The sequence below is a fragment of the Mesorhizobium sp. CA15 genome (assembly GCF_020165215.1).
Lineage (GTDB): Bacteria > Pseudomonadota > Alphaproteobacteria > Rhizobiales > Rhizobiaceae > Mesorhizobium.
The window spans coordinates 147,865-174,122 of record NZ_JAIUHQ010000007.1 but is presented as its reverse complement, the minus strand read 5'-3'; the positions used below and the strand labels follow the sequence as shown (position 1 = coordinate 174,122).

The 26,258-nt window shown below is 63.3% G+C and carries 28 protein-coding genes and 1 tRNA gene; 20 read left to right on the top strand and 9 right to left on the bottom strand.

The window, feature by feature from the left end; translation table 11 throughout:
- Window positions 1-97: 97 nt before the first annotated feature.
- Window positions 98-853 (top strand): MBL fold metallo-hydrolase, encoded by a 756-nt coding sequence (locus tag LB515_RS14730; protein ID WP_224708136.1) that lies wholly within the window; start codon window positions 98-100, stop codon window positions 851-853.
- A gap of 310 nt (window positions 854-1,163) precedes the next feature.
- Here the strand turns inward: LB515_RS14730 and LB515_RS14725 are convergent, their stop codons facing one another.
- The 5 genes from LB515_RS14725 to LB515_RS28140 form a co-directional block, all read right to left on the bottom strand.
- Window positions 1,164-1,592 (bottom strand): hypothetical protein, encoded by a 429-nt coding sequence (locus LB515_RS14725; RefSeq protein ID WP_224708135.1) that lies wholly within the window; start codon window positions 1,590-1,592, stop codon window positions 1,164-1,166.
- 245 nt (window positions 1,593-1,837) lie between these two features.
- Entirely contained in the window at window positions 1,838-2,104 is a 267-nt protein-coding gene (locus tag LB515_RS28325; RefSeq protein WP_411969145.1) for a hypothetical protein, read from the bottom strand.
- A 50-nt stretch (window positions 2,105-2,154) separates the two neighbouring features.
- Window positions 2,155-2,442 (bottom strand): SLATT domain-containing protein, encoded by a 288-nt coding sequence (locus tag LB515_RS28320; protein ID WP_411969144.1) that lies wholly within the window; start codon window positions 2,440-2,442, stop codon window positions 2,155-2,157.
- A 99-nt stretch (window positions 2,443-2,541) separates the two neighbouring features.
- On the bottom strand, window positions 2,542-3,156 hold the full coding sequence (locus LB515_RS28315) for a TIR domain-containing protein (RefSeq protein WP_411969143.1): 615 nt from the start codon (window positions 3,154-3,156) through the stop codon (window positions 2,542-2,544).
- Window positions 3,125-3,322 (bottom strand): nucleotide-binding protein, encoded by a 198-nt coding sequence (locus LB515_RS28140; protein ID WP_263490288.1) that lies wholly within the window; start codon window positions 3,320-3,322, stop codon window positions 3,125-3,127. The genes LB515_RS28315 and LB515_RS28140 overlap by 32 nt, the downstream gene beginning before the upstream one ends.
- Before the next feature lie 237 nt (window positions 3,323-3,559).
- Between LB515_RS28140 and LB515_RS28310 the strand changes: the two genes are divergently transcribed.
- Both LB515_RS28310 and LB515_RS14710 read left to right on the top strand, forming a co-directional pair.
- Window positions 3,560-4,198, top strand: a complete 639-nt coding sequence (locus LB515_RS28310) for a DUF6932 family protein (RefSeq protein ID WP_411969142.1) — start codon at window positions 3,560-3,562, stop codon at window positions 4,196-4,198.
- Between the two features lie 3 nt (window positions 4,199-4,201).
- A complete protein-coding gene (locus LB515_RS14710; protein ID WP_224708134.1) occupies window positions 4,202-5,152 on the top strand; it encodes a hypothetical protein in 951 nt (316 codons plus the stop codon).
- A gap of 97 nt (window positions 5,153-5,249) precedes the next feature.
- Here LB515_RS14710 and LB515_RS14705 read toward each other — a convergent pair.
- Window positions 5,250-5,339 (bottom strand) — tRNA-Ser (locus LB515_RS14705).
- A 326-nt stretch (window positions 5,340-5,665) separates the two neighbouring features.
- Between LB515_RS14705 and rplU the strand changes: the two genes are divergently transcribed.
- From rplU to LB515_RS14690, 3 genes are all read left to right on the top strand, one after another.
- Window positions 5,666-6,364, top strand: coding sequence for a 50S ribosomal protein L21 (gene rplU / locus LB515_RS14700; RefSeq protein WP_224708133.1), 699 nt, complete (start codon window positions 5,666-5,668; stop codon window positions 6,362-6,364).
- Between the two features lie 115 nt (window positions 6,365-6,479).
- Window positions 6,480-6,749, top strand: coding sequence for a 50S ribosomal protein L27 (rpmA, locus tag LB515_RS14695; RefSeq protein WP_095767205.1), 270 nt, complete (start codon window positions 6,480-6,482; stop codon window positions 6,747-6,749).
- 127 nt (window positions 6,750-6,876) lie between these two features.
- On the top strand, window positions 6,877-7,464 hold the full coding sequence (locus LB515_RS14690; RefSeq protein WP_140841796.1) for a GNAT family N-acetyltransferase: 588 nt from the start codon (window positions 6,877-6,879) through the stop codon (window positions 7,462-7,464).
- A 184-nt stretch (window positions 7,465-7,648) separates the two neighbouring features.
- Here the strand turns inward: LB515_RS14690 and LB515_RS14685 are convergent, their stop codons facing one another.
- The gene (locus LB515_RS14685) at window positions 7,649-8,512 is read right to left on the bottom strand and encodes an endonuclease/exonuclease/phosphatase family protein (protein WP_224708132.1); all 864 of its coding nucleotides are present in this window, start codon (window positions 8,510-8,512) and stop codon (window positions 7,649-7,651) included.
- A gap of 142 nt (window positions 8,513-8,654) precedes the next feature.
- Here LB515_RS14685 and obgE point away from each other — a divergent pair, with 142 nt between their 5' ends.
- From obgE to LB515_RS14660, 5 genes are all read left to right on the top strand, one after another.
- A complete protein-coding gene (gene obgE / locus LB515_RS14680; RefSeq protein WP_224602134.1) occupies window positions 8,655-9,683 on the top strand; it encodes a GTPase ObgE in 1,029 nt (342 codons plus the stop codon).
- Window positions 9,684-9,688: 5 nt separating this feature from the next.
- On the top strand, window positions 9,689-10,828 hold the full coding sequence (gene proB, locus LB515_RS14675; RefSeq protein WP_224708131.1) for a glutamate 5-kinase: 1,140 nt from the start codon (window positions 9,689-9,691) through the stop codon (window positions 10,826-10,828).
- A gap of 20 nt (window positions 10,829-10,848) precedes the next feature.
- Window positions 10,849-12,135, top strand: coding sequence for a glutamate-5-semialdehyde dehydrogenase (locus LB515_RS14670; RefSeq protein WP_224708130.1), 1,287 nt, complete (start codon window positions 10,849-10,851; stop codon window positions 12,133-12,135).
- A gap of 247 nt (window positions 12,136-12,382) precedes the next feature.
- Window positions 12,383-12,973 (top strand): nicotinate-nucleotide adenylyltransferase, encoded by a 591-nt coding sequence (locus tag LB515_RS14665; protein WP_224708194.1) that lies wholly within the window; start codon window positions 12,383-12,385, stop codon window positions 12,971-12,973.
- 250 nt (window positions 12,974-13,223) lie between these two features.
- Window positions 13,224-14,510 carry an MFS transporter gene (locus LB515_RS14660; protein WP_224708129.1) on the top strand — a complete coding sequence of 429 codons (1,287 nt, stop codon included), beginning with the start codon at window positions 13,224-13,226 and terminating at the stop codon, window positions 14,508-14,510.
- Between the two features lie 27 nt (window positions 14,511-14,537).
- Here the strand turns inward: LB515_RS14660 and LB515_RS14655 are convergent, their stop codons facing one another.
- The gene (locus LB515_RS14655) at window positions 14,538-15,389 is read right to left on the bottom strand and encodes a mechanosensitive ion channel family protein (protein ID WP_095767214.1); all 852 of its coding nucleotides are present in this window, start codon (window positions 15,387-15,389) and stop codon (window positions 14,538-14,540) included.
- Between the two features lie 244 nt (window positions 15,390-15,633).
- On the opposite strand from LB515_RS14655, the gene rsfS reads away from it, so the two are divergent.
- From rsfS to LB515_RS14610, 9 genes are all read left to right on the top strand, one after another.
- Window positions 15,634-16,011, top strand: coding sequence for a ribosome silencing factor (gene rsfS, locus LB515_RS14650; protein WP_095767215.1), 378 nt, complete (start codon window positions 15,634-15,636; stop codon window positions 16,009-16,011).
- A gap of 61 nt (window positions 16,012-16,072) precedes the next feature.
- Window positions 16,073-16,555: a 23S rRNA (pseudouridine(1915)-N(3))-methyltransferase RlmH gene (rlmH, locus tag LB515_RS14645; protein WP_224708128.1), complete on the top strand. Its 483-nt coding sequence runs from the start codon at window positions 16,073-16,075 to the stop codon at window positions 16,553-16,555.
- A 196-nt stretch (window positions 16,556-16,751) separates the two neighbouring features.
- The gene (locus tag LB515_RS14640) at window positions 16,752-18,086 is read left to right on the top strand and encodes a murein hydrolase activator EnvC family protein (protein ID WP_224708127.1); all 1,335 of its coding nucleotides are present in this window, start codon (window positions 16,752-16,754) and stop codon (window positions 18,084-18,086) included.
- A gap of 1 nt (window position 18,087) precedes the next feature.
- On the top strand, window positions 18,088-19,419 hold the full coding sequence (locus LB515_RS14635) for a S41 family peptidase (protein WP_176477009.1): 1,332 nt from the start codon (window positions 18,088-18,090) through the stop codon (window positions 19,417-19,419).
- A gap of 184 nt (window positions 19,420-19,603) precedes the next feature.
- Window positions 19,604-20,794 (top strand): divergent polysaccharide deacetylase family protein, encoded by a 1,191-nt coding sequence (locus LB515_RS14630; RefSeq protein ID WP_224708126.1) that lies wholly within the window; start codon window positions 19,604-19,606, stop codon window positions 20,792-20,794.
- A gap of 52 nt (window positions 20,795-20,846) precedes the next feature.
- Window positions 20,847-21,362 (top strand): RNA pyrophosphohydrolase, encoded by a 516-nt coding sequence (locus LB515_RS14625; protein WP_224708125.1) that lies wholly within the window; start codon window positions 20,847-20,849, stop codon window positions 21,360-21,362.
- A gap of 76 nt (window positions 21,363-21,438) precedes the next feature.
- A complete protein-coding gene (alr, locus tag LB515_RS14620) occupies window positions 21,439-22,590 on the top strand; it encodes an alanine racemase (RefSeq protein ID WP_224708124.1) in 1,152 nt (383 codons plus the stop codon).
- 87 nt (window positions 22,591-22,677) lie between these two features.
- Window positions 22,678-23,940, top strand: coding sequence for a D-amino acid dehydrogenase (locus LB515_RS14615; protein WP_095767221.1), 1,263 nt, complete (start codon window positions 22,678-22,680; stop codon window positions 23,938-23,940).
- A 147-nt stretch (window positions 23,941-24,087) separates the two neighbouring features.
- On the top strand, window positions 24,088-24,660 hold the full coding sequence (locus LB515_RS14610) for a hypothetical protein (RefSeq protein ID WP_224708123.1): 573 nt from the start codon (window positions 24,088-24,090) through the stop codon (window positions 24,658-24,660).
- 399 nt (window positions 24,661-25,059) lie between these two features.
- Here LB515_RS14610 and LB515_RS14605 read toward each other — a convergent pair whose 3' ends face one another.
- Window positions 25,060-25,941 carry a LysR family transcriptional regulator gene (locus LB515_RS14605; RefSeq protein WP_095767223.1) on the bottom strand — a complete coding sequence of 294 codons (882 nt, stop codon included), beginning with the start codon at window positions 25,939-25,941 and terminating at the stop codon, window positions 25,060-25,062.
- Window positions 25,942-26,258: the final 317 nt, after the last annotated feature.

The following is a 26,258-nucleotide window of genomic DNA, read 5'->3' as shown; positions in this document are numbered from 1 at the left end:
AATATTTCGCTACACACATATGTACTTCGATTTTGGTCGAAGTCCAGCCCTGGGTAACCGGGAGAGGGAACGCAACCATTGTTTTGGAGGAGATTCCATGGAAACGAAAATCGATGAAATCGCCGAGGGCATCTACCGCCTATCGACCTATGTACCGGATATTGCTCCGCCCGTCGGCTTCACCTTCAACCAGTTCCTGGTCATGGGCGATGAGCCGCTCATGTTCCACACCGGTCTGCGGAAGATGTTCGCGCTCAACCGCGACGCGCTTGCCCGCATCATCCCGCCGGAGCGTCTTCGCTGGATTGGATTTGGCCATTTCGAATCCGACGAATGCGGCGCCATGAACGAATGGCTCACCGTTGCGCCGCAAGCAACGGCCGCGCACGGACAGACAGGCGTCTACGTGTCGCTCAACGATTTCGCGGATCGTGCGCCGCGGGTGCTGAAAGATGGCGAGGTGATCGACATCGGCGGCGGCAAGCGCGTGCGCTTCATCGATACACCGCACACGCCGCATGGTTGGGACGCCGGCGTCATGTACGAGGAATCGACCGGCACCCTGCTCTGCGGCGATCTGTTCACCCAACTCGGCAACGACCGCGCGCTGACCGACGGCGATGTTGTCGGCCCGGCGATCGCCGCCGAGGATCTGTTCAAATATTCGGCACTCAATCCCGGCATGGGCACGACCATCCGCGAGCTTGCCAAGCTCGCGCCACGCACTCTGGCGCTCATGCACGGCCCGTCATTTTCCGGCGACGGGGCTGCGGCCCTGCGGGCGCTTTCCGACGACTACGACCGCCGTGTCTCGGCTCAGATGGCCGAAGCCATGCAGAGGCTGGCAGCATGAGCGCGCTCGTAGAGGGCACAAAGACGGACTGCCGGATCACCGGCGTTTGCGGCCGTCAGGGGCGCACCTGCCCGAACGCCGGCTTCCTATGCCGCATCCTGCTTCGGGCTCAGGATGTCAGTCCTGCGAAGGGCGCCGCGAATGCGTAGCCTGAAATGAATGAGCGGCCTCCTTCGCCAAGGCTTCGGAGGCCATCTTCGCGAAGGGTCGCCCCGATCCTACCAAACTCGAAGAGCGAAGCGGGATGGAGCCGCCCGATGGATCAGGCGGCGACCACCTTGAACTCAACCCTGCAATCGCCTTGAGCCGGCTAACGCCAAAGGCACACCCGGACGTCCCTCCCGACATAGCACGCGCCTTCGCGGCGAAGCTCTCCCCAATCGCCTGCCTCGCCGTGCGTGTCGCGAATATCAGCGTTGCCGTAGCCCGCCCAAAGATCGCTGTCCTTGTAAACAACCGCCCAGTAATCTTTCGACATTTCACCGGCCCCGTTATGCGTGTCGGGATAGTCGATGCCCGCAAAAACCTGACGAGGCCCCTGGACATTGAAGTCGCCACCCTTCTCGATTTGGTAGGAGCATCTTCCGGAGATGCGGGTCTCGCCGTGAACGACGAGCAGGCAGCGGCCCCATTTATAGCCGCTCGGCAAACGATGCTGCGGTTGCGCATGCGAAGGCGAAATGGAAAACGCAATTGCCAGGGCAACCGCTATGGTCGACCCGGCCGACAGGCGGCCCAAAAACCGGCCGGACCCTGTTGGATTCCACCCAGAGCGCATATCGAACGGCCCTCCGCAGGTTGATCCCCTGAGATCACATGACTATCGACTACGGCCGGATTTTTGTCACGCGACTGTATGCTGCTTCGCGGGAGATCCGGATACTCTTGGGAAGCTAGCGGATGCCACCGCTGGGCCGCACGATGATCCGGCTCACAAGACGATGCTCGTCGCGCACCGGTCCCGAATGGCCTGGTCATTTGCGCTTAACTGGTAGCTTGAGGGATCGCGTAATAAAACACGAGCCAAAGAACTAGAAGAGTTAAACAAAAAAGCACTGCGTTAGGTGTATTCTTGTAGAAAAATATCTTCGCATAGAGTGGTATTTTTCCTATCGTTGTCAATCCCGGAAATTCCTCCGGGCGTTCTAGCTTATATAGATCGTAGTCGATATCATCGTGGTTTACCGAGTATTTCTGGAGAACTGAGTTATATCTTCCCGAAAAAACAAGAAAATCTTTATCAGATATCACCTCTGCCTTATCTTAAGCTCGCGGCGTAATTCGTTTATCTCCAAAGCACTTCAATGGTACTGTTCGGCTTTGACAGTGTTATTGCTTGAGTACTGCAAAAGTGACGATATTAAAATTACGACCGACAGCACTACGGTGAATAGATTCAGGTGGTCTGTTACGGGCACCGGAAGTTTGATGAAATAAGGCAGTACCGTCAAGGCTATCACGTAGGCGGATGTCATTGCTGTAAGAAACGTGAGCCGTCGATCATGCTTTTCCATTCTTTTTCCTGCGTTAAAGCGGGAGCCCGCTGTCATTTTCAAGGAGCGTAGCAGGTCCTTCGTTGTATCCTTCATGACACCCCTCTTCCCAATATGCTCACTGTGCTCATTACTTATTGTTACGCTTGGTCCCGCAGTTCCCGTCTACGAAAATGAATGGGGACCGTTACAACACTAGACGGGGCGAGGGCTAAGCCTCAAACGTCCGGCACGATGGTTTGCCCCCGAAGCGAGAGCGTGTCGGCATCGTTTGTGTGTCGAAGACATCTTATTCTGTGGGTCGTATTCAAAGCGGCTGTGTACCCGGCCATCTAATTGGACCAATTCGAGGCGGTTGCCTACGATACGCCACGCATGCTCGTTCTTGTTGTTGCCCTCGACAATTGTGCCATCTTCGTGAAAGCGTATCCGCTTTGATCGGTTAGGCGGAGCGAAAAAGAGGCGGTAGGCTTGCCCCAAAAGTAGAGAGCGCATGTCGCCTTCAACTGCTATTTTTTGTTCGTTGGGTGGAACCATCGCCCTTTTTATTCGATTGCAAGCCGGCCCCAGTGCGGCCACCAGGTTGCCATCGACGCGGCTGTCGTCATAATCGGCCGTTGTCACCCCCAGCAGATCGGTGGGGAAATGGAGTGCTCTTTGCGAACGAGGCTTTATTAGGAAGCAATTGTCTCTCCCGATCCGGCCTATAAACAATCCCAGCTCGAACAGCACGTTGTCCCGCACTGCTTCCCTTTGCTCTCCGTTCTTCACTAAGGTGTCATCCCCCCCTGAAAATAAATGCGGCGGCATCAAAGCGACTCAAGGCCTGATAAAGGGCCTCGATGCTGGTCTTGTTCAGTTCGAAAACGCCTTGGGACCAAACCGTAACTTCAAGATCGTGCTCAAGGTTCTCTTGCGCTGCATAGGCAGCGTCCAATCCTCCAACGGATGAGCCGACAAACAGTCGCTTCTTCAATGCTCGCTCCCCCTTAAGTCGCGCATCATTCTCGCATAAACCCGTACCAGAGATAATACGTATGGATACTTCTAGACTGCTCATCTGGCGACTCCAAGCGCATAGAATGACGCCAAAAGGCTCATGTTGCGTTTTAACGACTGTGCTGGAATAGGGTTCGATGGTTGGCGTCAATTGCCGTGCCTACAGGACAGGTCCTATGGGCCGGTTGCAACTGGGTAAGTTCCGCGCCAGGCAATGGCGGGCCATCGACATCTGTCAGTTCTGCCGGCTATGACTTGTCCAGTGGAGGGGACACGCGTGCCGATACCTTCTTTCACAATCGACGGGGTTTTGCCACCTTACGTCGGTCCGCACGGACCAGGAGGGGCGCCTGAGGACCTCAGTCCATACGAGGTTTCGTCCGTCGAAGTGGTCACTACGTTTGGAACCACAGATAACCGGCGAGATATCCTGCGGAAATGGCTCGACCACCGAGGGCAACTTCGAGCCGCAGGGATCGTTCAGGGTTTCCAGTGGTTGGACGGTAGTTTCCTGGAAGCGAAAGAGCCCAACGATCTTGACACGGTATCGTTCATCTACCGGCCTTTGCATGCCTTGCAGTTGGCAAACTGGACTAGGTTCCTAGCGGCTCATCAGCACCTCATTCACCGCGGTCAGGTTAAAATGAATTTTCGGTTGGACGCCTTATTTGTTGAGTTAAACGGGCATCCCGAAACGATTGTGGAGGCGGGCCGGTACTACATGGGTTTGTTTTCTCATCGGAGAGGGGACGATCTATGGAAGGGCATGTTAAAGGTTAGGTTGGAAAATGCGGCGGACGACACAGACGCAGTTGCGATCCTGGGGCCTGCCCCGGCTGTCGGAGGACCGTAGTCCATGAGCGCAATTAGAAAGTTGGAACGAGACCACGCGAAGGCCGATCGAGCGGCTGTTGTGGGTTTATTAGATCGCATTACGGAAGCCGACGTGCTGACACGGCTTAGCCTCGAATCGCGACTTGAAGAGCTCGACGCACAGATAGCTGCGGAAGCCCAGGCGCCGCCGGAAACATACGCGTCGGCGGCATTATTTTTTGGCGGTCGCCCGGTTGTTGGGTCCCGCGGCGTCGAGGCAGAGTTCGGCGCAGGCGCTGTTGCAACCTTTCAGGACCTCGTCGCTAAAGTATTGGCAAAAAACACCTCAGGCTTAGGGCTTAAAGGCCCAGTTGCAAACAAATCCGCGGCAGCGATGCATATCACAAACATCGTTCGAGGTTCGTTCGGATTTCTGTTGGAAGAGGTGCGAGACCAAACTCAGTTGATGGACACCAACCTGAAGGAAGCCGTCGAGGAGGCCTCCAAACTACTTGATGTGTTTGGCGAAGCCGATGAAGAGCGGTTCCAAGCGGCGATTGTGGAGGCGGATCAACGCATCATAGCGACTGCGCGGGACTTCTTCGAGCTGTTGCGACAACATGGAGCGACTTTGCGTATGGTCGCTGGAGAGAAAGAGTTTCAGTTCGGCGCTGATGCTGTAGGACGCGGGGCCGAGAGGGCGAGTGGCACCTCTATTGAGGAAGAGGAGGTCAGTTTAAATGGTCAGCTATCCGGTGTTCTGCCGGGGGCTCACCAATTTGAATTCCGAGCAGTAGGAGGTGAAGCCCTGAAAGGACGGGTCGACCCTGTTTGGACAGCAACTGATCTTGAGCGATGGAACAGAGAGTTGGTCGGGGTCGATTCAACGATGAAAGCGTCGGTGAAGCGGGTGCTTCGTCACGGTCAGATAGCACGCGAAAACTATGTTCTGAAAGGTCTGAACCTTAGCAGCGAGCGCGGGGTCGGTGCCTGAACTATCCCGGTTGCCGTCAAGCCGCTTGTGAAAAAGTGCCCCGGGCGCATAGCCAAATGGCACCGTTACGACGAACTGCGCTTGCACAGAAGCAGGATGGCGGAGAGGGAGGGATTCGAACCCCCGATACCCTTGCGAGTATGCCGCATTTCGAGTGCGGTGCATTCGACCACTCTGCCACCTCTCCGCGAGGTCATGGTCGGCCGTTGCCGGCGCGGCGCACTAGATAACGGCTGACTGCTCCGGTTACAAGGCCCTATTCGCCCGATTTCCAGCTTCCGCGGAAAAGCGGTTGCGACGGGACGGACCGATATTTGCCGGCAACGCGCTCGCGGCCTCTCCAAGGACAAGCCGCTTGCCTTGACTCCGGCGCAACCTTCGGTTAGGGACAGCCCGCATTCGGCGTGGAGGCTCTTCCGCGCCGCTTGTTTTTTGAACCCGCAGACTGACAAAAAGACGGCCGAACCGCCCGAGGCGGTTCATCGAGGCCGACCGAACAGCGAAAGGCAAAAAATGTTCGCAGTCATCAAAACGGGCGGCAAGCAGTATCGCGTCGCCGCCAACGATCTCCTGAAGATCGAGAAACTCGAAGCCAAGGTCGGCGACATCGTCGAGATCGGCAATGTGCTCGCGCATGGCGAGGGCGAGAATGTCACCTTCGGCGCGCCGTTCGTCGATGGCGCTCTGGTCACGGCGGAAGTCGTCGAGCAGGGCAAGAACCGCACCGTCATCGCTTTCAAGAAGCGCCGCCGCCAGAATTCGCGCCGCAAGATCGGCCACCGCCAGCTTTTGACCACCGTCAGGATCGCCGAGATCCTGCTGGGCGGCGCCAAGCCGTCGAAGAAGGCCGCCGCCAAGGCAGAGGCCAAGGCCCCCGAAGCCAAGGCGGAAGTCGCCGCCGAGGCAAAGGCCGAAGCCGCTCCGAAGGAGGCCAAGGCAAAGAAGGAGACCAAGTCTGAGGCCGCTTCCGGCGAAGAGGAAAAGGCTGCGCCGCTGTTCAAGGCGCCGAAGGGCGAGCCGGATGACCTGACCGTGATCAAGGGCATCGGCCCGGTCGCGGCGAAGGACCTCGCCGAGCAGGGCATCGTCACCTTCGCGCAGCTCGCCAAGCTCTCCGACAAGGATGTCGCCAAGATCGACGAGCACATGCCGTTCAGCGCCGACCAGATCAAGGACTGGCGCGAGCAGGCCAAGGAACTGGCGAAGAAGTAAGGCAAGTTGAAATAAGATGGCCCGGCGACAATCGTCGCCGGTGCGCACTTGAAACGGAACGCGAACGCGTTCATAAGACCATTCAAGCGCCTCAGGGCGCATCGGAGTTAGTCAAATGGCACACAAGAAAGCTGGCGGTTCGTCGCGCAACGGTCGCGATTCGCACTCCAAGCGTCTCGGCGTGAAGAAGTTCGGCGGCGAAGCCGTCATCGCCGGCAACATCATCATTCGTCAGCGCGGCACGCAATGGCATCCGGGCACCAATGTTGGCATGGGCACGGACCACACCCTTTTTGCGCTCGAAGCCGGCGCAGTCACCTTCAACAAGAAAGCCAACGGCCGAACCTACGTATCGGTGAACCCGATTACCAAAGCAGCGGAGTAGCCGGTTCCGCACCATAACACCGGCGCCCATCTCGGGAACCGGTGTCTGGCCAGGCCAGGAAAAGGATCAGGAGAGATGGGTTTGCCCTCTCTCCTTTTTCATTTTTTCTTGCCCCTGGAGGACTAAAATGGTTGCCGAAGCGGAAGACTCCGAAGACGAAAGTTACGCGATCGATTGCCCGGTGCTGGCCACCGAGCGTCTGGCCATGCGCGCCCCGCGCGAGAGCGATCTGGAGCAACTCGTCACGCTGGCCGACAACCGGCATGTCGCCGAAATGCTGGCCCGCATGCCTCATCCCTATGGCGAAGCCGAGGGCCGCACCTTCCTCGCCATGGCTGCGTCGCGCCGCGCCGGCATCGTCTATGCCCTGACGCTCAAGGATACCGGCACCTTCGTCGGCTGCGCCGGGCTCAACACCACCGATCGCGGCCTCGAACTAGGCTACTGGATCGGCGAGCCTTACTGGAAGCGCGGCTATGCGACCGAGGCCGCGCACGCCCTGGTCGACCTCGCCTTCCAGCGGACCTCGATCCAGGTGCTGCATGCCTCGACAAGGGTGATCAATCCGGCCTCACGCCGGGTCATTCACAAATGCGGCTTCCAGTATGCCGGCCAGGGCATGCTGAACTCGATCGTCGCGGGCCAGGTGCCGGTCGAGCGCTACAGGCTCGACAGGAAGACCTGGACGAGCCTGAGGAATTGGATTCATTTTTGACGTTTGCTTCACAGGGCTGGGCGAGCGCCCCCTCACCCGGATTGCCAGCCGAATTGCAAAGGGCAATTCGGGGCAATCCGACCTCTCCCCAAGGGGAGAGGAGCAGGTAAGCGCCGGCGCCAATCTCTTCTCCCCTCGGGGAGAAGGTGGCCGCGTAGCGGCCAGATGAGGGGGAGTTCAGAATTCAGCCCAGCTCGGCCCAGAGCGGCAGGTGATCGGAGCCGACGGCGTCCCGGTCGGACCATAGCCGCTTCAGCGATTTGGCCAGCGAAGCGCTGGTGAAGATGTAATCGATGCGTTTGTGGCGGCTTTTGTCGTCGGGGCGGTCGGGGTCGACCCAGGTGACGAGGTCGGCGACGGCAAGGCGCTGGGCGACGTCGACGGCAAGATCGGCGGTCAGCGGCATGCCGAACTCATGGTCCGGGCGGCCGGCGAGTTCGACATATTCGGGCGAGCCCGGCAGCATGTTGAAGTCGCCCATGACGATGAAGGCTTCCGGATAGGGCAGGTCCGGCAGGCCGATCTCGGGAATGCCCGACAGGCCGCCGCCTTCGAGCGCATAGTTCAGGAGGCGCTGGCGCAGGAAGCGGATCTGGCTCTGGCGCTCGACCGGGCTGCGGTGGTCGAGATGGGTGGAATAGAAGCGGATGAAGCCGAGCGGCGTCTCGATCAGCGCTTCGAGCGCGCCGCGCTGGAAATTCATGGCCTCGAGGCTGCGGCTGCGCGGCAAAAGGAGATTGCGCGACAGATGAATGGGTGTCTTCGACAGCACCATGTTGCCGAGCTGGAAGGAGGTCGAGATGGCGCGGCCGTTCTCCAGGCGCGAGCCGATATTGACCTCGAAATTGCTGCCATAGGCGGCAAAATAATCGGGCAGCGCCTCGCTGATCTCGGCCACCATGTCGCGGTCGCCGTTGCGCGGGTTGTTGCGGGTCACTTCCTGCAGCGCGACCACGTCGGCGCCGCGCACGGCGTCGGCGATGCGCCCGACATCGTATTTGCGGTCGAGGCCGATGCCGTACTGGATGTTGTAGGAAACGATCTTCATTCCCGCGCCCCTTTAATCCCCGCCAGTGCTACCGCGTGCGCGCCGAAAGGGCATCCGGCGCTTTAGTCGCAATTCGGCCTCGCCCTCGGCTCTGCCTTGGTTTAGAGCAATCCCGCAAGTGCAATAGCAGAAACTTGAAACGATGAAATTCCTCGACCAAGCCAAGGTTTACATCCGTTCCGGCGATGGCGGTGCCGGATCGGTGTCGTTCCGGCGCGAAAAGTTCATCGAGTTCGGCGGGCCCGATGGCGGCGATGGCGGCCGCGGCGGCGATGTGTGGGCGGAAGCGGTCGACGGGCTGAACACGCTGATCGACTATCGTTACCAGCAGCATTTCAAGGCCAAGACCGGCATGCACGGCATGGGTCGCAACATGACCGGGGCCAAGGGCGCCGACATCACGCTGAAAGTGCCGGCCGGCACGCAGATCTTTGCCGAGGACAATGAGACGCTGATCTGCGACCTGACCGTCGTCGGCCAACGCTTCCTGCTTGCCAAGGGCGGCAATGGCGGCTTCGGCAACCAGCATTTCAAGACCTCGACCAACCAGGCGCCGCGGCGCGCCAATCCCGGCCTGCCGGGCGAGGAGCTGAGCATCTGGCTCCGGCTCAAGCTGATTGCCGACGCCGGCCTGGTCGGCCTGCCCAACGCCGGCAAGTCGACCTTCCTTGCGGCCGTCACCGCGGCCAAGCCGAAGATCGCCGACTATCCGTTCACCACGCTCTATCCCGGCCTCGGCGTCGCCCGCATCGACGGCCGCGAGTTCGTGCTCGCCGACATTCCCGGCCTGATCGAGGGGGCGCATGAGGGGGTGGGCATCGGCGACCGCTTTCTCGGCCATGTCGAGCGCACGCGCGTGCTGCTCCACCTCGTCTCCGCGCAGGAGGAAAACCCGGGCAAAGCCTATAAGACGGTTCGCGCCGAGCTCGATGCCTATGGCCATGGGTTGACGGACAAGGTCGAGATCGTGGCGCTCAGCCAGGTCGACATCCTCGACGCGGACGCCCGCAAGAAGAAGGCGGCCTCGCTGAAGCGTGCCGCCGGCCGCGCGCCGATGCTTGTCTCGGCCGTCACCGGCGAAGGCGTCGAGGCCGTGCTGCGCGCGCTGATGGCGGTGGTCGCAGAAGCGCGCGATGCCGTTCCGGCGCCTGTCGACACACGCTGGCGATAAGACCGATGAGATCGCTGAAATCATACCGGCGCATCACAGTGAAGATCGGTTCGGCGCTGCTCGTTGACCGCGCGACAGGTTTGAAGCGCGACTGGCTGACCTCGCTTGCCGGCGACATTGCGGTGCTTGCCGATGCGGGCGCGGAAGTGCTCGTCGTCTCCTCGGGAGCCATCGCGCTCGGGCGCACCATTCTCGGCCTCGGCAGACGCGCGCTGAAGCTCGAGGAGAGCCAGGCGGCGGCCGCCGTCGGCCAGATCGCGCTTGCCGGCGCCTGGTCGGACGCGCTCGGCAAGGACGGGCTGAAATCGGGCCAGATCCTTTTGACCCTCGGCGATACGGAGGAACGCCGCCGCTATCTCAACGCGCGCGCGACGATCTCGACCCTGCTCAAGATGAAGGCGGTGCCGGTCATCAACGAGAACGACACGGTGGCGACGTCGGAAATCCGCTATGGCGACAATGACCGGCTGGCGGCGCGGGTGGCGACGATGATGGGCGCCGACCTGCTGGTGCTGCTTTCCGACGTTGACGGGCTCTACACGGCGCCGCCGGCCAAGGACCCGCGAGCGAAGTTCATCCCGGTGGTCGACCGCATCACGCCGGACATCGAGGCGATGGCGGGAGCGGCCGCATCCGAGTTGTCGCGCGGCGGCATGCGCACCAAGCTCGATGCCGGCAAGATCGCCAACGCCGCCGGCACCGCCATGATCATCACGTCCGGCACCAGGCTGTCGCCGCTGATGGCGATCGAACGCGGCGAACGCTCGACCTTTTTCAGGCCGAGCCCCAATCCGGTGAAGGGTTACAAGACCTGGATCGCCGGGCAGCTCGAACCGGCCGGCCGGCTCACCGTCGATGCCGGCGCCGTCGGTGCGCTCATGTCGGGCAAGTCGCTGCTGGCTGCCGGCGTCAAGCTGGTCAGCGGCAATTTCTCGCGCGGCGATACGGTGGCGATCCTGTCGCCGGAGGGCCGCGAGATCGCGCGCGGCCTGGTTGCCTACGATGCCGCCGATGCCGTAAGGATCGCAGGCCTGAAGACGGCCGAGATCGAAAACGTGCTCGGCTACGAGGCGCGATCGGCGATGATCCATCGCGACGACCTTGTGGTAAGCGTTGCCGGCGACCAAGTATTGGCCGACGACTAGATGGGGCGGAGGGATGAACCATGCTGAAGCTGCATGAAAAGTCCGGCGAAGACACTGTGGCACTCATGGCCGATATCGGCCGTCGCGCTCGCGCCGCCGCCCGACCGTTGGCCGTCGCTTCCACCAGAGCAAAGAACGATGCGCTGGTTGCCATGGCAGACGCCATCCTGCGCAACGAGCAGGCCATTCTCGACGCCAACACCATCGATACGTCGAATGGCGAGGAGGCCGGCCTGTCCGGTTCGTTCATGGACCGGCTGAAGCTCAATCCCTCGCGCATCCAGGCGATGGCCGACGGCATTCGCGAGATCGCCGCGCTCAAGGATCCGGTCGGCGAAACCATTGCGGCCTGGGACCGGCCGAATGGGCTCCGCATCGAACGCGTGCGCACGCCGCTCGGCGTCATCGGCGTCATCTATGAAAGCCGCCCGAATGTGACGGCGGACGCCGGCGCGCTCTGCCTCAAGGCGGGCAATCCGGTGATCCTGCGCGGCGGTTCGGACTCGCTCAATTCCTCGGCCGCGATCCACGCCTGCATGGTCGAAGGGCTGAAGGCCGCCGGCCTGCCGCGGGACGCCATCCAGCTGGTGCCGACCACCGACCGCGCCGCCGTCGGCGAGATGCTGAAAGGTCTCGGCGGCAATCTCGACGTCATCATCCCGCGCGGCGGCAAAAGCCTGGTCGGGCGCGTGCAGACCGAGGCGCGTGTGCCGGTCTTCGCGCATCTGGAAGGCATCTGCCATCTCTATGTCGACCGCTCGGCCGATCTCGACATGGCGGTCAATATCGCCGTCAACGCCAAGATGCGGCGCACAGGCGTCTGCGGCGCGGCCGAGACCTTGCTGGTCGACCGCGCGGCGGCCTCCACACATCTGGTGCCGATCCTGGAGGCGCTGCGTGCCGCCGGCTGCGAGATCCACGCCGATGCCGAGGTGATGAAGGCTTTCGCCGACGCCAGTCCGGCGACCGATGCCGACTGGGTGACGGAATATCTCGACGCCATCATCGCGGTGAAGCTGGTCGACGGCGTCGCCGGCGCGATCGAGCATATCGAGACGTTTTCCTCGCACCACACCGAGGCGATCGTCGCCGAGGATACGGCTGCGGTTGAGCGCTTCTTCAACGAGATCGACTCGGCGATCCTCTTGCACAATGCTTCGACGCAGTTCGCCGATGGCGGCGAGTTCGGCATGGGCGCCGAGATCGGCATCGCCACCGGCAAGATGCATGCACGCGGACCGGTCGGTGTCGAGCAGCTCACCTCGTTCAAATACCGCGTGCGCGGGTCTGGACAGGTGAGGCCTTGACGCTTGCCGCTAGAGTGTGAGCCTTTGCGCCAAGGCCCCCCCCTCTGGCCTGCCGGCCATCTCCCCCTCAAGGGGGGAGATTGGCAGCTTCGGCGCCGGCGCTCGGCTTGCAACGCCGGTGATTGGCGAAAGTCGCGGCGACATCTGATCTCCCCCCTTGAGGGGGAGATGGCCGGCAGGCCAGAGAGGGGGGCCTAGCACCATGCTTTCGTCCCCTCAGCCCATCGTTCCCGCCCGCTACCTCCGCATGCCCCATGCCGCCAGGGGGCTGACGGTCGGTTTGTTCGGCGGCTCGTTCAATCCGCCGCATGCCGGCCATGCGCTGGTCGCCGAGATCGCGTTGAGAAGGCTCGTGCTCGACCAGCTTTGGTGGATGGTGACGCCCGGCAACCCGCTGAAAAGCGCGCGCGAACTGGCGCCGCTCGCCGAACGTGTCGAGCTGTCCGAAAAGATCGCCAGGAACCCGAAGATCAAGGTCACCGCCTTCGAGGCGGCGCAGCATGCGCGCTACACCGCCGACACGCTTGCCCTGGTCAAGGCGCGCAACCCGGGTGTGGATTTCGTCTGGATCATGGGCGCGGACTCATTGCGCGACTTCCACCGCTGGCAGCGCTGGCGCGAGATCGTGCTGACCTTCCCGATCGCGGTCATCGACCGTCCGGGCGCCACGCTCTCCTTCCTGTCGTCGGTCGTCGCCAAGACCTTCGACTATGCCCGTATCGACGAGGGCGACGCGCCGCTGCTTGCCCGCATGCCGGCGCCGGCCTGGACCTTCATCCACGGTCCGCGCTCCTCGCTCTCCTCCACCGCGCTCCGCAAGGCGGCGAAGGATAGATGAGTTTCCCCTTCTCCCCTTGTGAGAGAAGGTGGATCGGCGCGATAGCGCCGAGACGGATGAGGGGTGTTCCAGCTTGGCGACACCGTTTTGTCTAGCGACGAGGTCGCCGACGTCTCACTCCGCTGGAACACCCCTCATCCGTCTTGCCGCTTCGCGGCAATCCACCTTCCCCCACAAGGGGGGAAGGGAAGTCCGGCCATGTCGCTTTTACGGCGGCTTTTTTCCTGTCCGTAGACCAAGCTGTGTGGACATGTTGAAGCAGAACCCCACCACAGTCGAACCCGCCCGCGCCGCGCAATCGGCGCCGCTGATCGCCATTGCCAGCGTCATCGTGTCGATGGCGCTGATCGCGATCGGCAATGGACTGATGTTTGCCTATATCCCGGTGCGCCTCGGCGCCGACGGGTTCGACCCGACCTGGGCCGGGCTGATCGTGACCGGGCTTTCGGCCGGCGGGCTGGCCGGCTGCATCCTTACCGGGCCGCTCGTCAAGCGAGTGGGTCACGCCCGCGCCTTCATGGTGCTTTCGGCGCTGATCGCGCTTTCCAATGCCGCGATCGGAGCCGGGCCGATACCGCTTCTATGGATCGCCGCGCGGGCGCTTTACGGCTTCGCCATCTGCGGGCTGTTCATCGTCGCGCAGAGCTGGCTGAATGACGCCTTGCCCAATTCGATCCGCGGCCGGGTCATGGCGGTGTTCTACGTCGCCTATATCGCCGGGCTAGGCGTGGGTTACGCGACGCTCGCTGCGGTCGACATCCATACAGCCGCGGCAGCGCTGATCGGCATCACCTTCACGGCGCTCTCCATCCTGCCGGTCGGCATGACGCGGCTGGCGCAGCCGCCGGCGCCGCAGGCCGCATCGGTGGCGCTTCGCCGCGCCTGGCGCATCTCGCCGGTCGGCGTCGCCGGCATGCTCGCCGTCGGCGGCCTGTCGATGATCGTCTCCGGCTTCGCGCCGATCCATGCCACCGCCAAGGGCTACAGCCAGGCCGACGTCGCGCTGCTGTTGTCGGCGATGCCGGTCGGCACGCTGATCCTGCAGATTCCGCTCGGCTGGATATCGGACCGCACCGACCGGCGCTACGTGCTGGCGGGCGCGGCGGCGCTCGCGGCGATCGCCAGCGTGCTTGCCATCGTCTTCGACGGCGGCGCGCTGATGGCGTTGGTGGTGATCTATCTCATCTGGGACGGAGCGTCGGAATCGATCTACGCGCTCTCCAGCGCGCATGCCGCCGACCGGGCCGGCAAGGACGAGCTTCTGGCGCTGTCGAGCTCGATGCTGTTCGCCTGGTCGCTGGCCGGCTTCATCGTGCCCGGCATCGTGACGGCGCTTTCCGCCGTCTTCGGCACCGCGACCTTCATCTATGTCGGCATCGTCATCGCCTCGGCCTTCTGCCTGTTCGTGCTGTGGCGCGTGATGGCCGGCCGGCCGACACCTGCGGCCACAAGCGGCAGTTTCGCGCCAATGTCGGCGCAGACACCCCTGCCGGTGGAGCTAGCCTTCGCGCAGGATGAGTCGGTCACTTCCAAGTGAAGAACCGGCACTGAAGAACCGGTGAGACTATTGCTTGCGCGCCTCCGGCGCCGGCATTTCCGGAGGCGGCAGCGGGATCGAGATGCCCTCGGTATCGAAAGCCTGCTTGGCGCGCTTGGTCATGTCGATCTGGGTCGAGAAATAGTCGGCGGCCGACGTCCAGTAGCGCAAGGTGAGTGAAACGGTGGTGTCGCCGAGACTGGCCACGAAGGCGATTGGCGCCGGTTCGCGCCGGATGCGCTTTTCGGCGGCGGCGATGGCAAGCAGCGTCTTTTGCGCGCGGTCGATGTCGTTCCACGAGCCGATGCTCAAGGTGACGTCGGTGCGCCGCACGCCGTTGCGGGTGAAATTGCGCACCGGCTGGTTCCACAGCGTCGAATTGGGCGCCATCACATAGACACCGTCGACGGAGCGCAGCTTGGTGGCGAAGAGACCGATCTCCTCGATGGTGCCGGCAATCGCGCCGACCTCGACATATTCGCCGATGCGGAAGGGCCTGAGCGCCAGAAGCATGATGCCGGCGGCGATGTTCTGCAGCGTGCCTTGCAGCGCCAGCCCGATGGCCAGGCCGGCAGCGCCTATTGCCGCAATGATGGAGGCGGTCTGCACGCCGAATTGGCCGAGCACCATGATGACGACAAGGATCAGGATGGCGTAACGCACGACCTGCGAGAAGAAATGCCGCAAGGTCTCATCGAAGCCATGGATGTGGCCAAGGCCGGCATAGATCGAGCGCTCGGCAAGCCCGGCCACGAGATACCCGACAACCAGGAGGATGACGGCGCCGACGGCCGAGAAGGAATAGGAGACGATCAGCGTGCTCAGCTGCGCAAGCCCGGCCTGGATGGTGATGAGGGCGCTTTGCGGGTCGGTGGGCATGGCGGGTATCCCGTTGGTCAATGCGCCGATAACCCGTGCGTCTGGCATCGGTTCCCGCCTTTTGCGGCTTGGCGGAGCGCCTCCTCAACATCGCGCGGAGATCACGCTTCGAAGGCGCCCGTCTTGAAACTGCAACGGAACTCTGCCTATCTAAGTGGTGTCACCTGATTTACCTGGTGATTTGGTTGTTCTTGTTGGGAAAGGAAACACACTGAGAACAGCACTGCGGAAGAAGGCTGACATCATGCCTTCGCCGGCAGGGATCAGCGGAAACGACGCCGCGTCCCTCGCCATCGACACAGTCCTTGCCAGTCTGGAAGACTCCAAGGCCGAAAACATCGTCTCAATCGACATCCAGGGAAAATCGAGCCTCGGCGACTATATGGTCATCGCCTCGGGCCGATCGCACCGTCATGTCTCGGCTGTCGCCGATCATCTCCTCAAGGCGCTGAAGGATGCCGGCCTCGGCAATGCGCGCGTCGAGGGGCTGGCCAGCGCCGACTGGGTCCTGATCGATTCGGGCGACATCATCGTCCACGTCTTCCGACCCGAAGTCCGCGAATTCTACAATCTCGAAAAGATGTGGCAGGCGCCGGATCTCGAGGAAGAAACCTTGCACTGAGCCTGATCCGCGTGCCGTGAACCGTCACGGTGCGCGTTAGGACAAGCTCGCCGGGGCGAGGATGAAGATCACCGTTCATGCCGTGGGCCGGATGAAGACCGGCCCCGAGAGAGAACTCGCCGACCGCTATTTCGAGCGCTTCGCCAAGAGCGGGCCCGCGGTCGGGCTGGAGTTTGCCGGCATTGTCGAAATCCCCGAGAGCCGCGGACAGAGCGCCGACGAGCGCCGCCGCGAGGAAGCCCAGAAGCTGCAGGCGCAGTTGCAGTTGGGCGCTGTTCTCATCCTGCTCGACGAACGCGGCAAGACGCTCTCCTCGGAGGATCTGGCCGCCCGCATCGGCCAGTTGCGGGACGGCGGCCGCAAGGCGCTGGTCGTCGCCATCGGCGGTGCCGACGGCCATGACAGATCCTTGCGCGAGCAGGCTGACCTTGTGCTGTCCTTCGGCGCGCTGACCTGGCCGCACCAGCTGGTGCGCGTCATGCTGGGCGAGCAGCTTTACCGGATAGCGACGATCCTGGCGGGTCACCCCTATCATCGTTCGTGAATTGCTCGACGGCCAAGAAGCTGGGGATTGCCGGCCCACGCCAGGATTTCTGCCTCAATCGCGCGGCAACGGGGTATTCTGTTTTACGCAATCCCGGACGGAAAACCGTTACGCACTTTTCCTGGAATTGCTCTGAGCGGCGCTTTCAACATGGTTGATGGTTCGTTAACGAAGCGGCGGATAGGTTAGAGGCCTGATGTCTGAAGGCTGGTACCCGATTACGCGCGCCTGGCGCGTCCGCTGCGGCTTGACCCTTGTCGCCGCCCTGGTCGCGCTCGGTCCGGTCCAGGCGGCCGAAAATTCGCTCGACCTTGCGCCCGACCCGGATCAGAGCCGGGCCGAATACGAGCAGGTTTCCAAGGAGATCACGCTCTCGTCGGAGCGCCTGGGCAAGCTCGCCGCCGACATCGCTTCGGTGCGTAAGGACTATGCTTCGATCACCGCGGCGCTCATCCAGTCGGCGATGACGGAGCAGAAGCTCGGTCAGGACATCGAGGACATCGGCGCCAAGCTCGAAGGGCTGAAGGCCGAACAAAATAAGCTGCGCGCCTCGCTCATGGCGCGGCGCGACGTGCTGGCCGAAGTGCTCGGCGCATTGCAGCGCATGGGGCTCAATCCGCCGCCGGCGATCCTGGTCAAGCCCGAGGATGCGCTGTCGTCGGTGCGCAGCGCCATCCTGCTCGGCGCGGTGGTGCCGGAACTGCGCCAGCAGACCGATCGGCTGATGGCCGATCTCAAGGAGCAGACGCGGGTGACGGCCTCGATCGAGGCCGAGCGGGCCAGGTTGACCGCCGCCGTCACGGACCAGACGGCGGAGAAGAAGCGACTCACCATGCTGCTCGAGGCCAAGAAGAAGCTGCAGGCCGACACCCAGGCCGCGATGGCGGCAGAGCAGCAGCATTCGCAGCAGCTGGCGGCGAAGGCGAGCAGCCTCAAGGACCTGATCGCCTCGCTGGAAGCCGACAAGGCGCGCAAGGCGCAGGACCAGGCCAAGGCGGGCGAGCGCAAATCGGCGGACAACGACACCACGGCCTCGACCACCGAGCTCGCTGCGCTGCCGGTGCCGGAAGCGAACCGTCTCACGGGATCGGCGCCGTTCTCGGCATTGCAAGGCCAGATCGCGCTGCCGGTCATCGGCAAGATCAAGCTGCGTTTCGGCGCCGACGACGGCAATGGCGCGGCGATGCAAGGCGACATGGTTGCGACACAATCGGGAGCCATCGTCACCGCGCCGGCGGATGGAAACGTGCTTTATGCGGGGCCGTTTCGCTCCTATGGTCAACTCTTGATCCTCAACGCAGGCGACGGGTATCATGTCGTTCTGGCGGGGATGAGCAGAATCAGCGTCGCGACCGGACAGTCGGTGCTCGCAGGAGAGCCGATCGGCGCGATGGGAGAGGCCCGGGTGGCAAGCACCTCGGCCTCGCGAAATGGAAATGCGGCGCTGGAACTCTATGTTGAGTTCCGCAAGGATGGAAAACCCGTCGATCCGGCCCCATGGTGGGCGGACCGATTTTCTGGAAGGACGTGAAATGATGCGGAAACTGTCGCTTCTGTTTGCCGGCGCGCTGATGGGCGCATCGGCAATGAGCCTGGTCTACGGCGCACCGGGTTCGGCGGCGAATGCTGCGGGTTCGGAAACCTACAAGCAGCTGGCGATCTTCGGCGACATCTTCGAACGCGTGCGCGCCAATTACGTGACGCCGCCGGACGACAAATCGCTGGTCGAGAACGCCATCAACGGCATGCTGTCCTCGCTCGACCCGCACTCCTCCTACATGAATGCCGAGCAGGCGCAGGACATGCGCGTGCAGACAAAGGGCGAGTTCGGCGGCCTCGGCATCGAGGTCACCATGGAGAACGACCTCGTCAAGGTGATCACGCCGATCGACGACACGCCGGCCGCCAAGGCGGGCGTGCTTTCCGGCGACTACATCGCCAAGATCGACGGCGAGGAGGTTCGCGGCCTGACCCTCAACGACGCGGTCGAGAAGATGCGCGGGCCAGTCAACACGCCGATCAAGCTCACCATCCTGCGCCAGGGCGCCGACAAGCCGATCGAGCTGACGGTGGTGCGCGACATCATCAAGGTCAAGGCGGTGAAGTACCGGGTCGAGAACGACATCGGCTACATGAAGATCACCTCCTTCACCGAGAAGACCTATGACGATCTCGAGAACGCCATTGAGAACATCAAGAAACAGGTGCCGAACGACAAGCTGAAGGGCTATGTGCTCGACCTGCGCCTCAATCCGGGCGGCCTGCTCGACCAGGCGGTCAGCGTGTCGGACGCCTTCCTCAAGCGCGGCGAGATCGTCTCGACGCGCGGCCGCGATCCGAAGGACGTCACCCGCTTCGACGCCAAGCCGAAGCAGGTCGACGACATCAACGGCAAGCCGATGATCGTGCTGGTCAATGGCGGCTCGGCGAGCGCCTCGGAAATCGTCGCCGGCGCGCTGCAGGATCTGCGCCGCGTCACGGTGGTCGGCACGCAGTCCTTCGGCAAGGGCTCGGTGCAGACCATCATCCCGCTCGGCGAGAACGGCGCGCTCAGGCTGACGACGGCGCTCTATTACACGCCGTCGGGCAAGTCGATCCAGGGCAAGGGCATCACGCCAGACATCAAGGTCGACCAGCCGTTGCCGCCGGATCTGCAGGGCCGCGACCTGACCCGCGGCGAGTCCGACCTCAAGGGCCACATCAAGGGCGCCGACGAGAGCTCCACCGGCTCGGGCTCGGCCGCCTATGTGCCACCGGACCCGAAGAACGACCTGCAGCTGATCTATGCCGAGCAGCTGCTGCGCGGCGAAAAGACCGATCCGTCGTTCCCGCCGAACCCGGACAAGGCCGTGCTGAACCAGTAATGCGGTCCGGCTCTGGCCGGCTGCGAGAAGCAATGCAATGCTGCCGGGGCCGCGAGGTTCCGGCAGTTTGATTCGGGGACCGCGGTCGGGGCGCCACGCGTCTGGGTATCGCGCCGGCGATTGCGAAGTTCACGCGAGATGTCACGAAAAACGTGACCCTGGCGTGCTTCCGGGGAAACACGACTTGGCTGAGATCGGCAAGGACATCGAACGCCCGCTCGGACAGACCATCCGGCCTCAGCGCAAGGCCTCGCGCGGCATCGGCTCCGGCTCGCTCATCGCGGTGCTGGCCGTGCTTGGCGTGATCGGTGTTTCCGGCGCCATTGCGCTGCGTGAAAGGCCGTTCCGCAAGCCGGAAGAAGTCGCCGTTTCGACGCCGAAGATCACCGCCGAGGCTGCTCCTGCGGCGACAGCGGCGCCCGCCCCGGCTCCGATGGCGGCGGCGCCACAGGCCAGCACGCCGATGAAGAGCGGCGGCCCGCAGATCATCCACGTCCAGACCGAAGAAGGCGACGGCCCGCCGAAGGCCGCTATCGTGATTCGCGATCCGTCGACGCTCGGCCAGAACCTCAAGGTCGCCCATATCCCGGACAGGGCGCTGATCGAGGCCACCGACACCGGACCGCTGCCGATCCGCAGCGCCGACGGCCGGCGGCCGTTCGACGTTTATGCGCGGCCTTGGTCGGGCGCGCGCGGGGCACGGGTGGCGATCGTCATTGGCGGGCTCGCCGTCTCGCAGACCGGCACGCAGGCGGCGATCGCCAAGCTGCCGGCCGAAGTGACGTTGGCCTTCGCGCCGCAAGGCAACAGTATCGGCCGCTGGATGCAGACGGCAAGGCAAAGCGGGCATGAGATCGTCATGCAGGTGCCGCTCGAGCCGTTCGATTATCCCAACGTCAATCCCGGCCGCAACACGCTGACTGTCGCGGCCAGCCCGGACGAGAATTTGAAGAGCCTGCACTGGGCCCTGTCGCGCACGACCAACTATACCGGGGTCATGAACTATATGGGCGCCCGCTTCTCGGCCGACGCCGCGGCGATGGAACCGTTCATGGCCGAGCTCGGTAAGCGGGGGCTTGCCTACATCGATGACGGCTCGTCATCGCGCAGTGTGGCGCCTGACCTGGCGTTGAAGGACGGCGTGCCATTCGTCGCCGGCGACATGGCGATCGATGCCGTCCAGGATCGCGGCGAAATCCTCAAGAAGCTGGACAGCCTCGAAGCCACGGCGCGGGCCAAGGGCAGCGCCGTCGGCGTCGGTTCGGCCTTCGATATCACCGTCGACACGGTGACGTCGTGGATTGCCGAAGCGAAGAAGCGCGGCATCGAGATCGTGCCGATCTCGGCTGTGGCGATCGATCCGCAAAAAGGCTAACCCTACCCGCCTCGCCGAACTCCATTCTCAAAGACAGCTGGAACGCTGACATATGGCCAAGACGATCGATCCCGAAACGCTGCCTTACCGTCCGTGCGTCGGGCTGATGATCCTCAACAAAGCAGGTCTGGTCTGGGTTGGGCACCGCATCGCCGAACCGGACAGCGAGTTTGCCGGCACGACGCAGCTTTGGCAGATGCCGCAAGGCGGCATCGACAACGGCGAAGAGCCGATCGAGGCCGCCGGGCGCGAGCTCTACGAGGAGACCGGCATGCGCAGCGTGTCGCTGCTGGCCGAGGCGCCGCGCTGGATCAATTACGACCTGCCGGAGCATCTGGTCGGCGTCGCCTTCAAGGGCCGCTATCGCGGCCAGACGCAGAAATGGTTCGCCTACCGCTTCGATGGCGACGAAGGCGAGATCGAGATCAATCCGCCTCCCGGTGGCCATAAGGCCGAGTTCGATGAATGGGCCTGGCGGCCGATGCGGGAGCTGCCCGACCTGATCGTGCCGTTCAAGCGCAAGGTCTATGAGCAGGTGGTGGCGGCGTTCCAGCATCTCGTCCCTTGAGCGGCCGCCATCTGTCCCGGTTGTCGCGGCCGCCCCATGGCCGTATTGATTGCCGATGCAATGAGCGGGGGTCGCCATGAGCGACGACACCGGACGCGGGTTTCCGGAACATGATGCAAGCAGTGGTTCGACCGTGAGCGAGGCGGCCGCCGGCGCGATCCTGACGATCGACCTCGGGGCCATCCGGGAAAACTACCGCCGGCTGAAGGCGCGGCTGAGCGGCGTCCGCTGCGCCGGCGTGCTCAAGGCCGACGGCTACGGACTTGGCGCCGCGCAAGTGGCCTCGGCGCTGGCGAAAGAGGGCTGCGACATCTTCTTCGTCGCGCTGCTCGGCGAAGGCATCGCGCTGCGCAAGGCGATCGGCCCGGGGCCGGACATCTTCGTGCTGAACGGGCTGCCTCCGGGTTCTGAACGGGAAGCCGCGGCGGCCGGGCTTTGGCCGGTCATCAACAGCGCCATGCAACTGAAGGCCTGGCGCGAGACCGCGCGAGGCATGGGCCAAAGCCTTGCCGCCGCCATCCAGGTCGACAGCGGCATGGCAAGGCTCGGCATGGCGCCGGCGGAAGTCGAGGCGGTCGCGGGGGAGACCGGCGCCTTCGATGGCGTCGACATTCGTTTCGTCATGAGCCATCTCGCTCGCGCCGACGAGCCGCAACAGGCGGCGAACGAGAGGCAGCGGCACGAATTCGAAAGGCTGCGCAGGATGCTGCCCGCGGCGCCCGCCTCCTTGGCCAACTCGTCCGGCATCTTTCTCGGACCGGCCTATCACTATGATCTTGCCCGCCCGGGAGCCGCGCTTTACGGCGTCAACCCGACACCACACGCACCCAATCCGATGCTGCCGGTCATACGGCTGCAAGCCAAGGTGGCGCAGACGCGGCAGGTCGACGCCGGCGCCGGTATCGGCTACGGCCATACCCGCCATGCGGACGGGCTGCTCGATCTCGCGACCATTTCGCTGGGCTACGGCGACGGCTGGCACCGTCGCGCCGCTTCGGCTGCCTGGTTCGAGGGCGTGCGACTGCCCTTCGTCGGGCGCGTGTCGATGGACTCGATTATCCTCGATACTTCGGCGCTTCCGGCAGGTAGGCTCGGCGAAGGCGACCTCGTCGAGCTCATCGGTCCCTCGCAAAGCGTCGACGACGCGGCCGGCCATGCCGGCACCATCGGCTACGAGATATTGACCAGCCTGGGTACGCGCTTTCACCGCCGTTACATCGGCGGATAACGCAGCACTTGGCGGGTGCTGCAAAATCCGGCAGACAGGGAATGGCCATGCCTTGGGCGGCATGATCGGCCTTTGAGGGAGCCTTGAATGAAAGTCATCGTGCTGGGCGGCGGCGTGATCGGGGTCACCACCGCCTACTTCCTCGCCGAGGCCGGTCATGAAGTGACCGTCTACGATCGCCAGCCGGGGCCGGCGCTCGAAACCAGCTTCGCCAATGCCGGCGAAGTATCGCCGGGCTATGCCTCCCCTTGGGCCGGGCCCGGTATCCCGGTCAAAGCCGTCAAATGGCTGTTGATGAAGTATGGTCCGCTGGTCGTGCGGCCGGCCTTCGACCCGAATATGTGGACCTGGCTCCTCAAGATGCTGCGCAACTGCACGGCCGAGCGCTACGCGCTCAACAAGTCGCGCATGGTGCCGCTTGCCGAATACAGCCGCGACACGCTGAAGGCGCTGCGCGAGGCGACCGGCATCACTTACGACGAACGGACCAAAGGCACGCTGCAGCTGTTCCGCAAGCAAAAGCAGCTCGACGGCACCGGCGGCGACGTCGAGGTACTGAAGAAATACGGTGTGCCTTACGAGATCCTCGACCGCGACGGCTGTATCGCCGCCGAGCCGGCGCTTGCGGCGGTGCGTGAGAAATTCGTCGGCGGCCTTAGACTTCCGGGCGACGAGACCGGCGACTGCAAGATGTTCACCGACAAGCTCGCGGAACTTTGCGTGGCGCGCGGCGTGACCTTCGAATATGGCTCGACCATCCGGCGCATCGTCAGGAACCGCAATCGCCTCACCAACGTCCTCACGGAGGGCGGATGGAAATCCGCGGACGCCTTCGTGATGGCGATGGGCAGCTATTCGGCGCAGTTCATGCGCTCGCTGGGGCGGCCCATACCGGTCTATCCGGTCAAGGGCTATTCGATCACCGTGCCGATCGACAATGTCGAGGCCGCGCCTGTGTCGACCGTCATGGACGAGACCTACAAGGTGGCGATCACCCGGCTCGGCGACCGCATCCGGGTCGGCGGCACGGCGGAGATTTCGGGCTATGACCTTCGCCTGCAGGAATCGCGCCGCCGCACGCTCGAACACTCGGTCGGCGATCTCTTCCCCGGCGGCGGCGACCTCAAGGCGGCGAGCTTCTGGTGCGGCTTGCGGCCGATGACGCCGGACGGACCGCCCTTGATCGGGCAAAGCGAGGTTGCCAACCTCTATCTCAACACCGGCCACGGCACGCTCGGCTGGACCATGGCCTGCGGCTCGGCCAAGGTGCTGGCCGACATCATGTCCAACCGGGTGCCGGAGATCAACGCGCGCGACCTCAGCCCGGAGCGGTATCTCAAACCTATCTGAGGGGCTTTGCAGTTGCTTCGGCGGGCTCGGCTCAGAACGCCTCCATGACCCAGCTGCCGCTGAACAGCAGCCGGTAGAGCCTGGCGCTGGCAAGGCGGCGGCGACCAACTGCCTGTGATAAAGTCGGCCGCAGCGAGGGGACTTCGGATGCGTCTTTTTCTTTTTGCGGCGGCCGCCTGTCTGACCTGCGCCCCGGCGGCGCTGGCAGCGGACAAAACCGTTCACGACAAGGAGCACGGCTTTTCGCTGACCTATCCCGAGCAATGGGCGAGCGAAACCGCCTTTGACAACACCATTCGGCTCAAGATCAAATCCGGCGAAGGAGGGCTCACCTGCCGCGTGTCGGAAAATGCCTATGATCCGACCGCTCCCGACAATCCGCCCGATGTCAGGGCGTTCATGGAGCAAGACTGGAAGGTGAGCAACTGGCAGACCATGGTCGGCGTCGCCTATCAGTCGGCCGCCTTCCGCCAGGACAGGTTGGCGCATTTTCCGGACGGCTATCCGGTGCGCATGGCCGAGATGGATTTCCACTATGCCGACGAGAATGTCAGCTTCTACGGCCATTCCCGCATCGCGCTGACGCTGCGCAGCTCGCATTACGGCTTCGTCGATTGCGGGGTCGCGGGCGACAACTCCGAAGAGGTAGAGCGCAAATGGGCGCCGCTTGCGGACGAGGCCAATAAGATCGTGAGCTCGTTCGTGCTCGACGCGGATTAATTCCTCAATGCAGGCATTTGAAGCGTTGCGGGCTTGTCAGCGGCAAGATTTTCACCGTCCATTTCGGTGAATCAGCGCAGACGTTGGGAATTGGCTGAAGCCTCTCAACCTCGTCATTCCAGGGCGGAGCAGCCGCGGAGCGGCGTCGCGGAGACCCTGGAATCCATTCCGTGATTCTGATCAAAGAGTGCAGCTGAGCAGAATTCTGCACCGCGGCAGCGCTCATGCGACACGGAATGGATCCTCGGGTCTGCGCGCGTCGCTTCGCTCCTTGCTCCGCCCGTGGATGACGAGGCCGGACCGTTTCGGCCAATCTCCAAGGCATACCATCTGTCAACGCGAACACCGGTCAGATCTCTGTCCCGCGAACGTTCTGGGCAAGCGGTCCTAGATCGTGTTCTAGACAAAAAGGCCGCGCTCGCGTTCCACGGCCTTGGTGATGAAGTTGGCGACCAGCTGCACGCGGCGCAGCGGCCGCACCGATTCATGATAGACCAGCCAATAGGCGCGGCGGATGGGCGCGACGATGTCGACCGGCACCAGCTCCGGCATCGAACGGGCGACGAACGTGTGCAGGATGCCGATGCCCGCGCCGGAGCGCACCGCTTCGGCCTGGCCAAGCGCCGAGGAGATGGCGAAGCTGGTGCGCCATTCGGGGCTGAACTCGGCAGCATAGTCGAGCGAGGGGCTGACGATGAGGTCCGGCACATAGCCGATCAACGTGTGCCGGCCGAGCTCGGCCGGCGCCTTCGGCAGGCCGTTGGCTTCGGCATAGGCGCGGGATGCGAACAGACCGAGCGTATAGTCGACCAGCTTGCCCGCCACCAGCCGCCCTTCGCTCGGCCGCTCGACGGTGATCGCGATATCGGCCTCGCGCCTGGACAGCGAGAAGGAGCGCGGCACCGGCACCAGCTGGATGGTGAGCTCGCGGTGCAACGCAGTCAGCTCGCCCAGCCGCTTTGCCAGGAAGGCGACGCCAAATCCGTCCGGCGCGCCGATGCGCACTGTGCCCGAAACGTCGTCGCCCTCGCCGGCAATGGTCGAGCGCGCGGCGATCATGTCGCTCTCCATGCGCTCGGCTATGTCGAGGAAGCGCTCGCCGGCCGGCGTCAGCTCGCTGCCGGTGGTCAGGCGGCGGAAGAGCTTTGTGCGAAGCGCCTCTTCGAGCGCGGCGATGCGGCGCGAGACGGTGGCGTGGTTGAGCTCCAGGCGCTTGGCCGCACCGAGAATCTGGCCGGCGCGGGCGACTGCAAGGAAGATGCGGACGTCATCCCAGTTCATGGGAGTGGTCCGTTTTAACCGGCAGCGCCGCGTTCCCGCCCACCCCCCTCTGTCCTGCCGGACATCTCCCCCGCAAGGGGGGAGATTGGCAGCTTCTCTGATGGCGCTTCTTTTCAATCGTTGGTGATTGGCGAAAGCCTTCGTGACGTCTGATCTCCCCCCTTGCGGGGGAGATGGCCGGCAGGCCAGAGGGGGGTGTGAAGGAACGCAAACTTCGGCCTTTTCAGCAGTCCATCATTTGCGGCAATTAATGCACAGCCTGCCGCCGTTGTCTATTTTCCGCACAACGGTTGCGTTTTGGCTCGCGTTGCCATCGC

Bases quoted from the DNA above. Each gene is read 5' to 3' on its own strand.
- LB515_RS14730 (WP_224708136.1), top strand. From the start codon at position 98: ATGGAAACGAAAATCGATGAAATCGCCGAGGGCATCTACCGCCTATCG.
- LB515_RS28320 (WP_411969144.1), bottom strand. From the start codon at position 2,442: ATGAAGGATACAACGAAGGACCTGCTACGCTCCTTGAAAATGACAGCG.
- LB515_RS28315 (WP_411969143.1), bottom strand. From the start codon at position 3,156: ATGCCGCCGCATTTATTTTCAGGGGGGGATGACACCTTAGTGAAGAAC.
- LB515_RS28310 (WP_411969142.1), top strand. From the start codon at position 3,560: ATGGCGGGCCATCGACATCTGTCAGTTCTGCCGGCTATGACTTGTCCA.
- LB515_RS14710 (WP_224708134.1), top strand. From the start codon at position 4,202: ATGAGCGCAATTAGAAAGTTGGAACGAGACCACGCGAAGGCCGATCGA.
- rplU (WP_224708133.1), top strand. From the start codon at position 5,666: ATGTTCGCAGTCATCAAAACGGGCGGCAAGCAGTATCGCGTCGCCGCC.
- rpmA (WP_095767205.1), top strand. From the start codon at position 6,480: ATGGCACACAAGAAAGCTGGCGGTTCGTCGCGCAACGGTCGCGATTCG.
- LB515_RS14690 (WP_140841796.1), top strand. From the start codon at position 6,877: ATGGTTGCCGAAGCGGAAGACTCCGAAGACGAAAGTTACGCGATCGAT.
- LB515_RS14685 (WP_224708132.1), bottom strand. From the start codon at position 8,512: ATGAAGATCGTTTCCTACAACATCCAGTACGGCATCGGCCTCGACCGC.
- obgE (WP_224602134.1), top strand. From the start codon at position 8,655: ATGAAATTCCTCGACCAAGCCAAGGTTTACATCCGTTCCGGCGATGGC.
- proB (WP_224708131.1), top strand. From the start codon at position 9,689: ATGAGATCGCTGAAATCATACCGGCGCATCACAGTGAAGATCGGTTCG.
- LB515_RS14670 (WP_224708130.1), top strand. From the start codon at position 10,849: ATGCTGAAGCTGCATGAAAAGTCCGGCGAAGACACTGTGGCACTCATG.
- LB515_RS14665 (WP_224708194.1), top strand. From the start codon at position 12,383: ATGCCCCATGCCGCCAGGGGGCTGACGGTCGGTTTGTTCGGCGGCTCG.
- LB515_RS14660 (WP_224708129.1), top strand. From the start codon at position 13,224: ATGTTGAAGCAGAACCCCACCACAGTCGAACCCGCCCGCGCCGCGCAA.
- LB515_RS14655 (WP_095767214.1), bottom strand. From the start codon at position 15,389: ATGCCCACCGACCCGCAAAGCGCCCTCATCACCATCCAGGCCGGGCTT.
- rsfS (WP_095767215.1), top strand. From the start codon at position 15,634: ATGCCTTCGCCGGCAGGGATCAGCGGAAACGACGCCGCGTCCCTCGCC.
- rlmH (WP_224708128.1), top strand. From the start codon at position 16,073: ATGAAGATCACCGTTCATGCCGTGGGCCGGATGAAGACCGGCCCCGAG.
- LB515_RS14640 (WP_224708127.1), top strand. From the start codon at position 16,752: ATGTCTGAAGGCTGGTACCCGATTACGCGCGCCTGGCGCGTCCGCTGC.
- LB515_RS14635 (WP_176477009.1), top strand. From the start codon at position 18,088: ATGATGCGGAAACTGTCGCTTCTGTTTGCCGGCGCGCTGATGGGCGCA.
- LB515_RS14625 (WP_224708125.1), top strand. From the start codon at position 20,847: ATGGCCAAGACGATCGATCCCGAAACGCTGCCTTACCGTCCGTGCGTC.
- alr (WP_224708124.1), top strand. From the start codon at position 21,439: ATGAGCGACGACACCGGACGCGGGTTTCCGGAACATGATGCAAGCAGT.
- LB515_RS14615 (WP_095767221.1), top strand. From the start codon at position 22,678: ATGAAAGTCATCGTGCTGGGCGGCGGCGTGATCGGGGTCACCACCGCC.
- LB515_RS14610 (WP_224708123.1), top strand. From the start codon at position 24,088: ATGCGTCTTTTTCTTTTTGCGGCGGCCGCCTGTCTGACCTGCGCCCCG.
- LB515_RS14605 (WP_095767223.1), bottom strand. From the start codon at position 25,941: ATGAACTGGGATGACGTCCGCATCTTCCTTGCAGTCGCCCGCGCCGGC.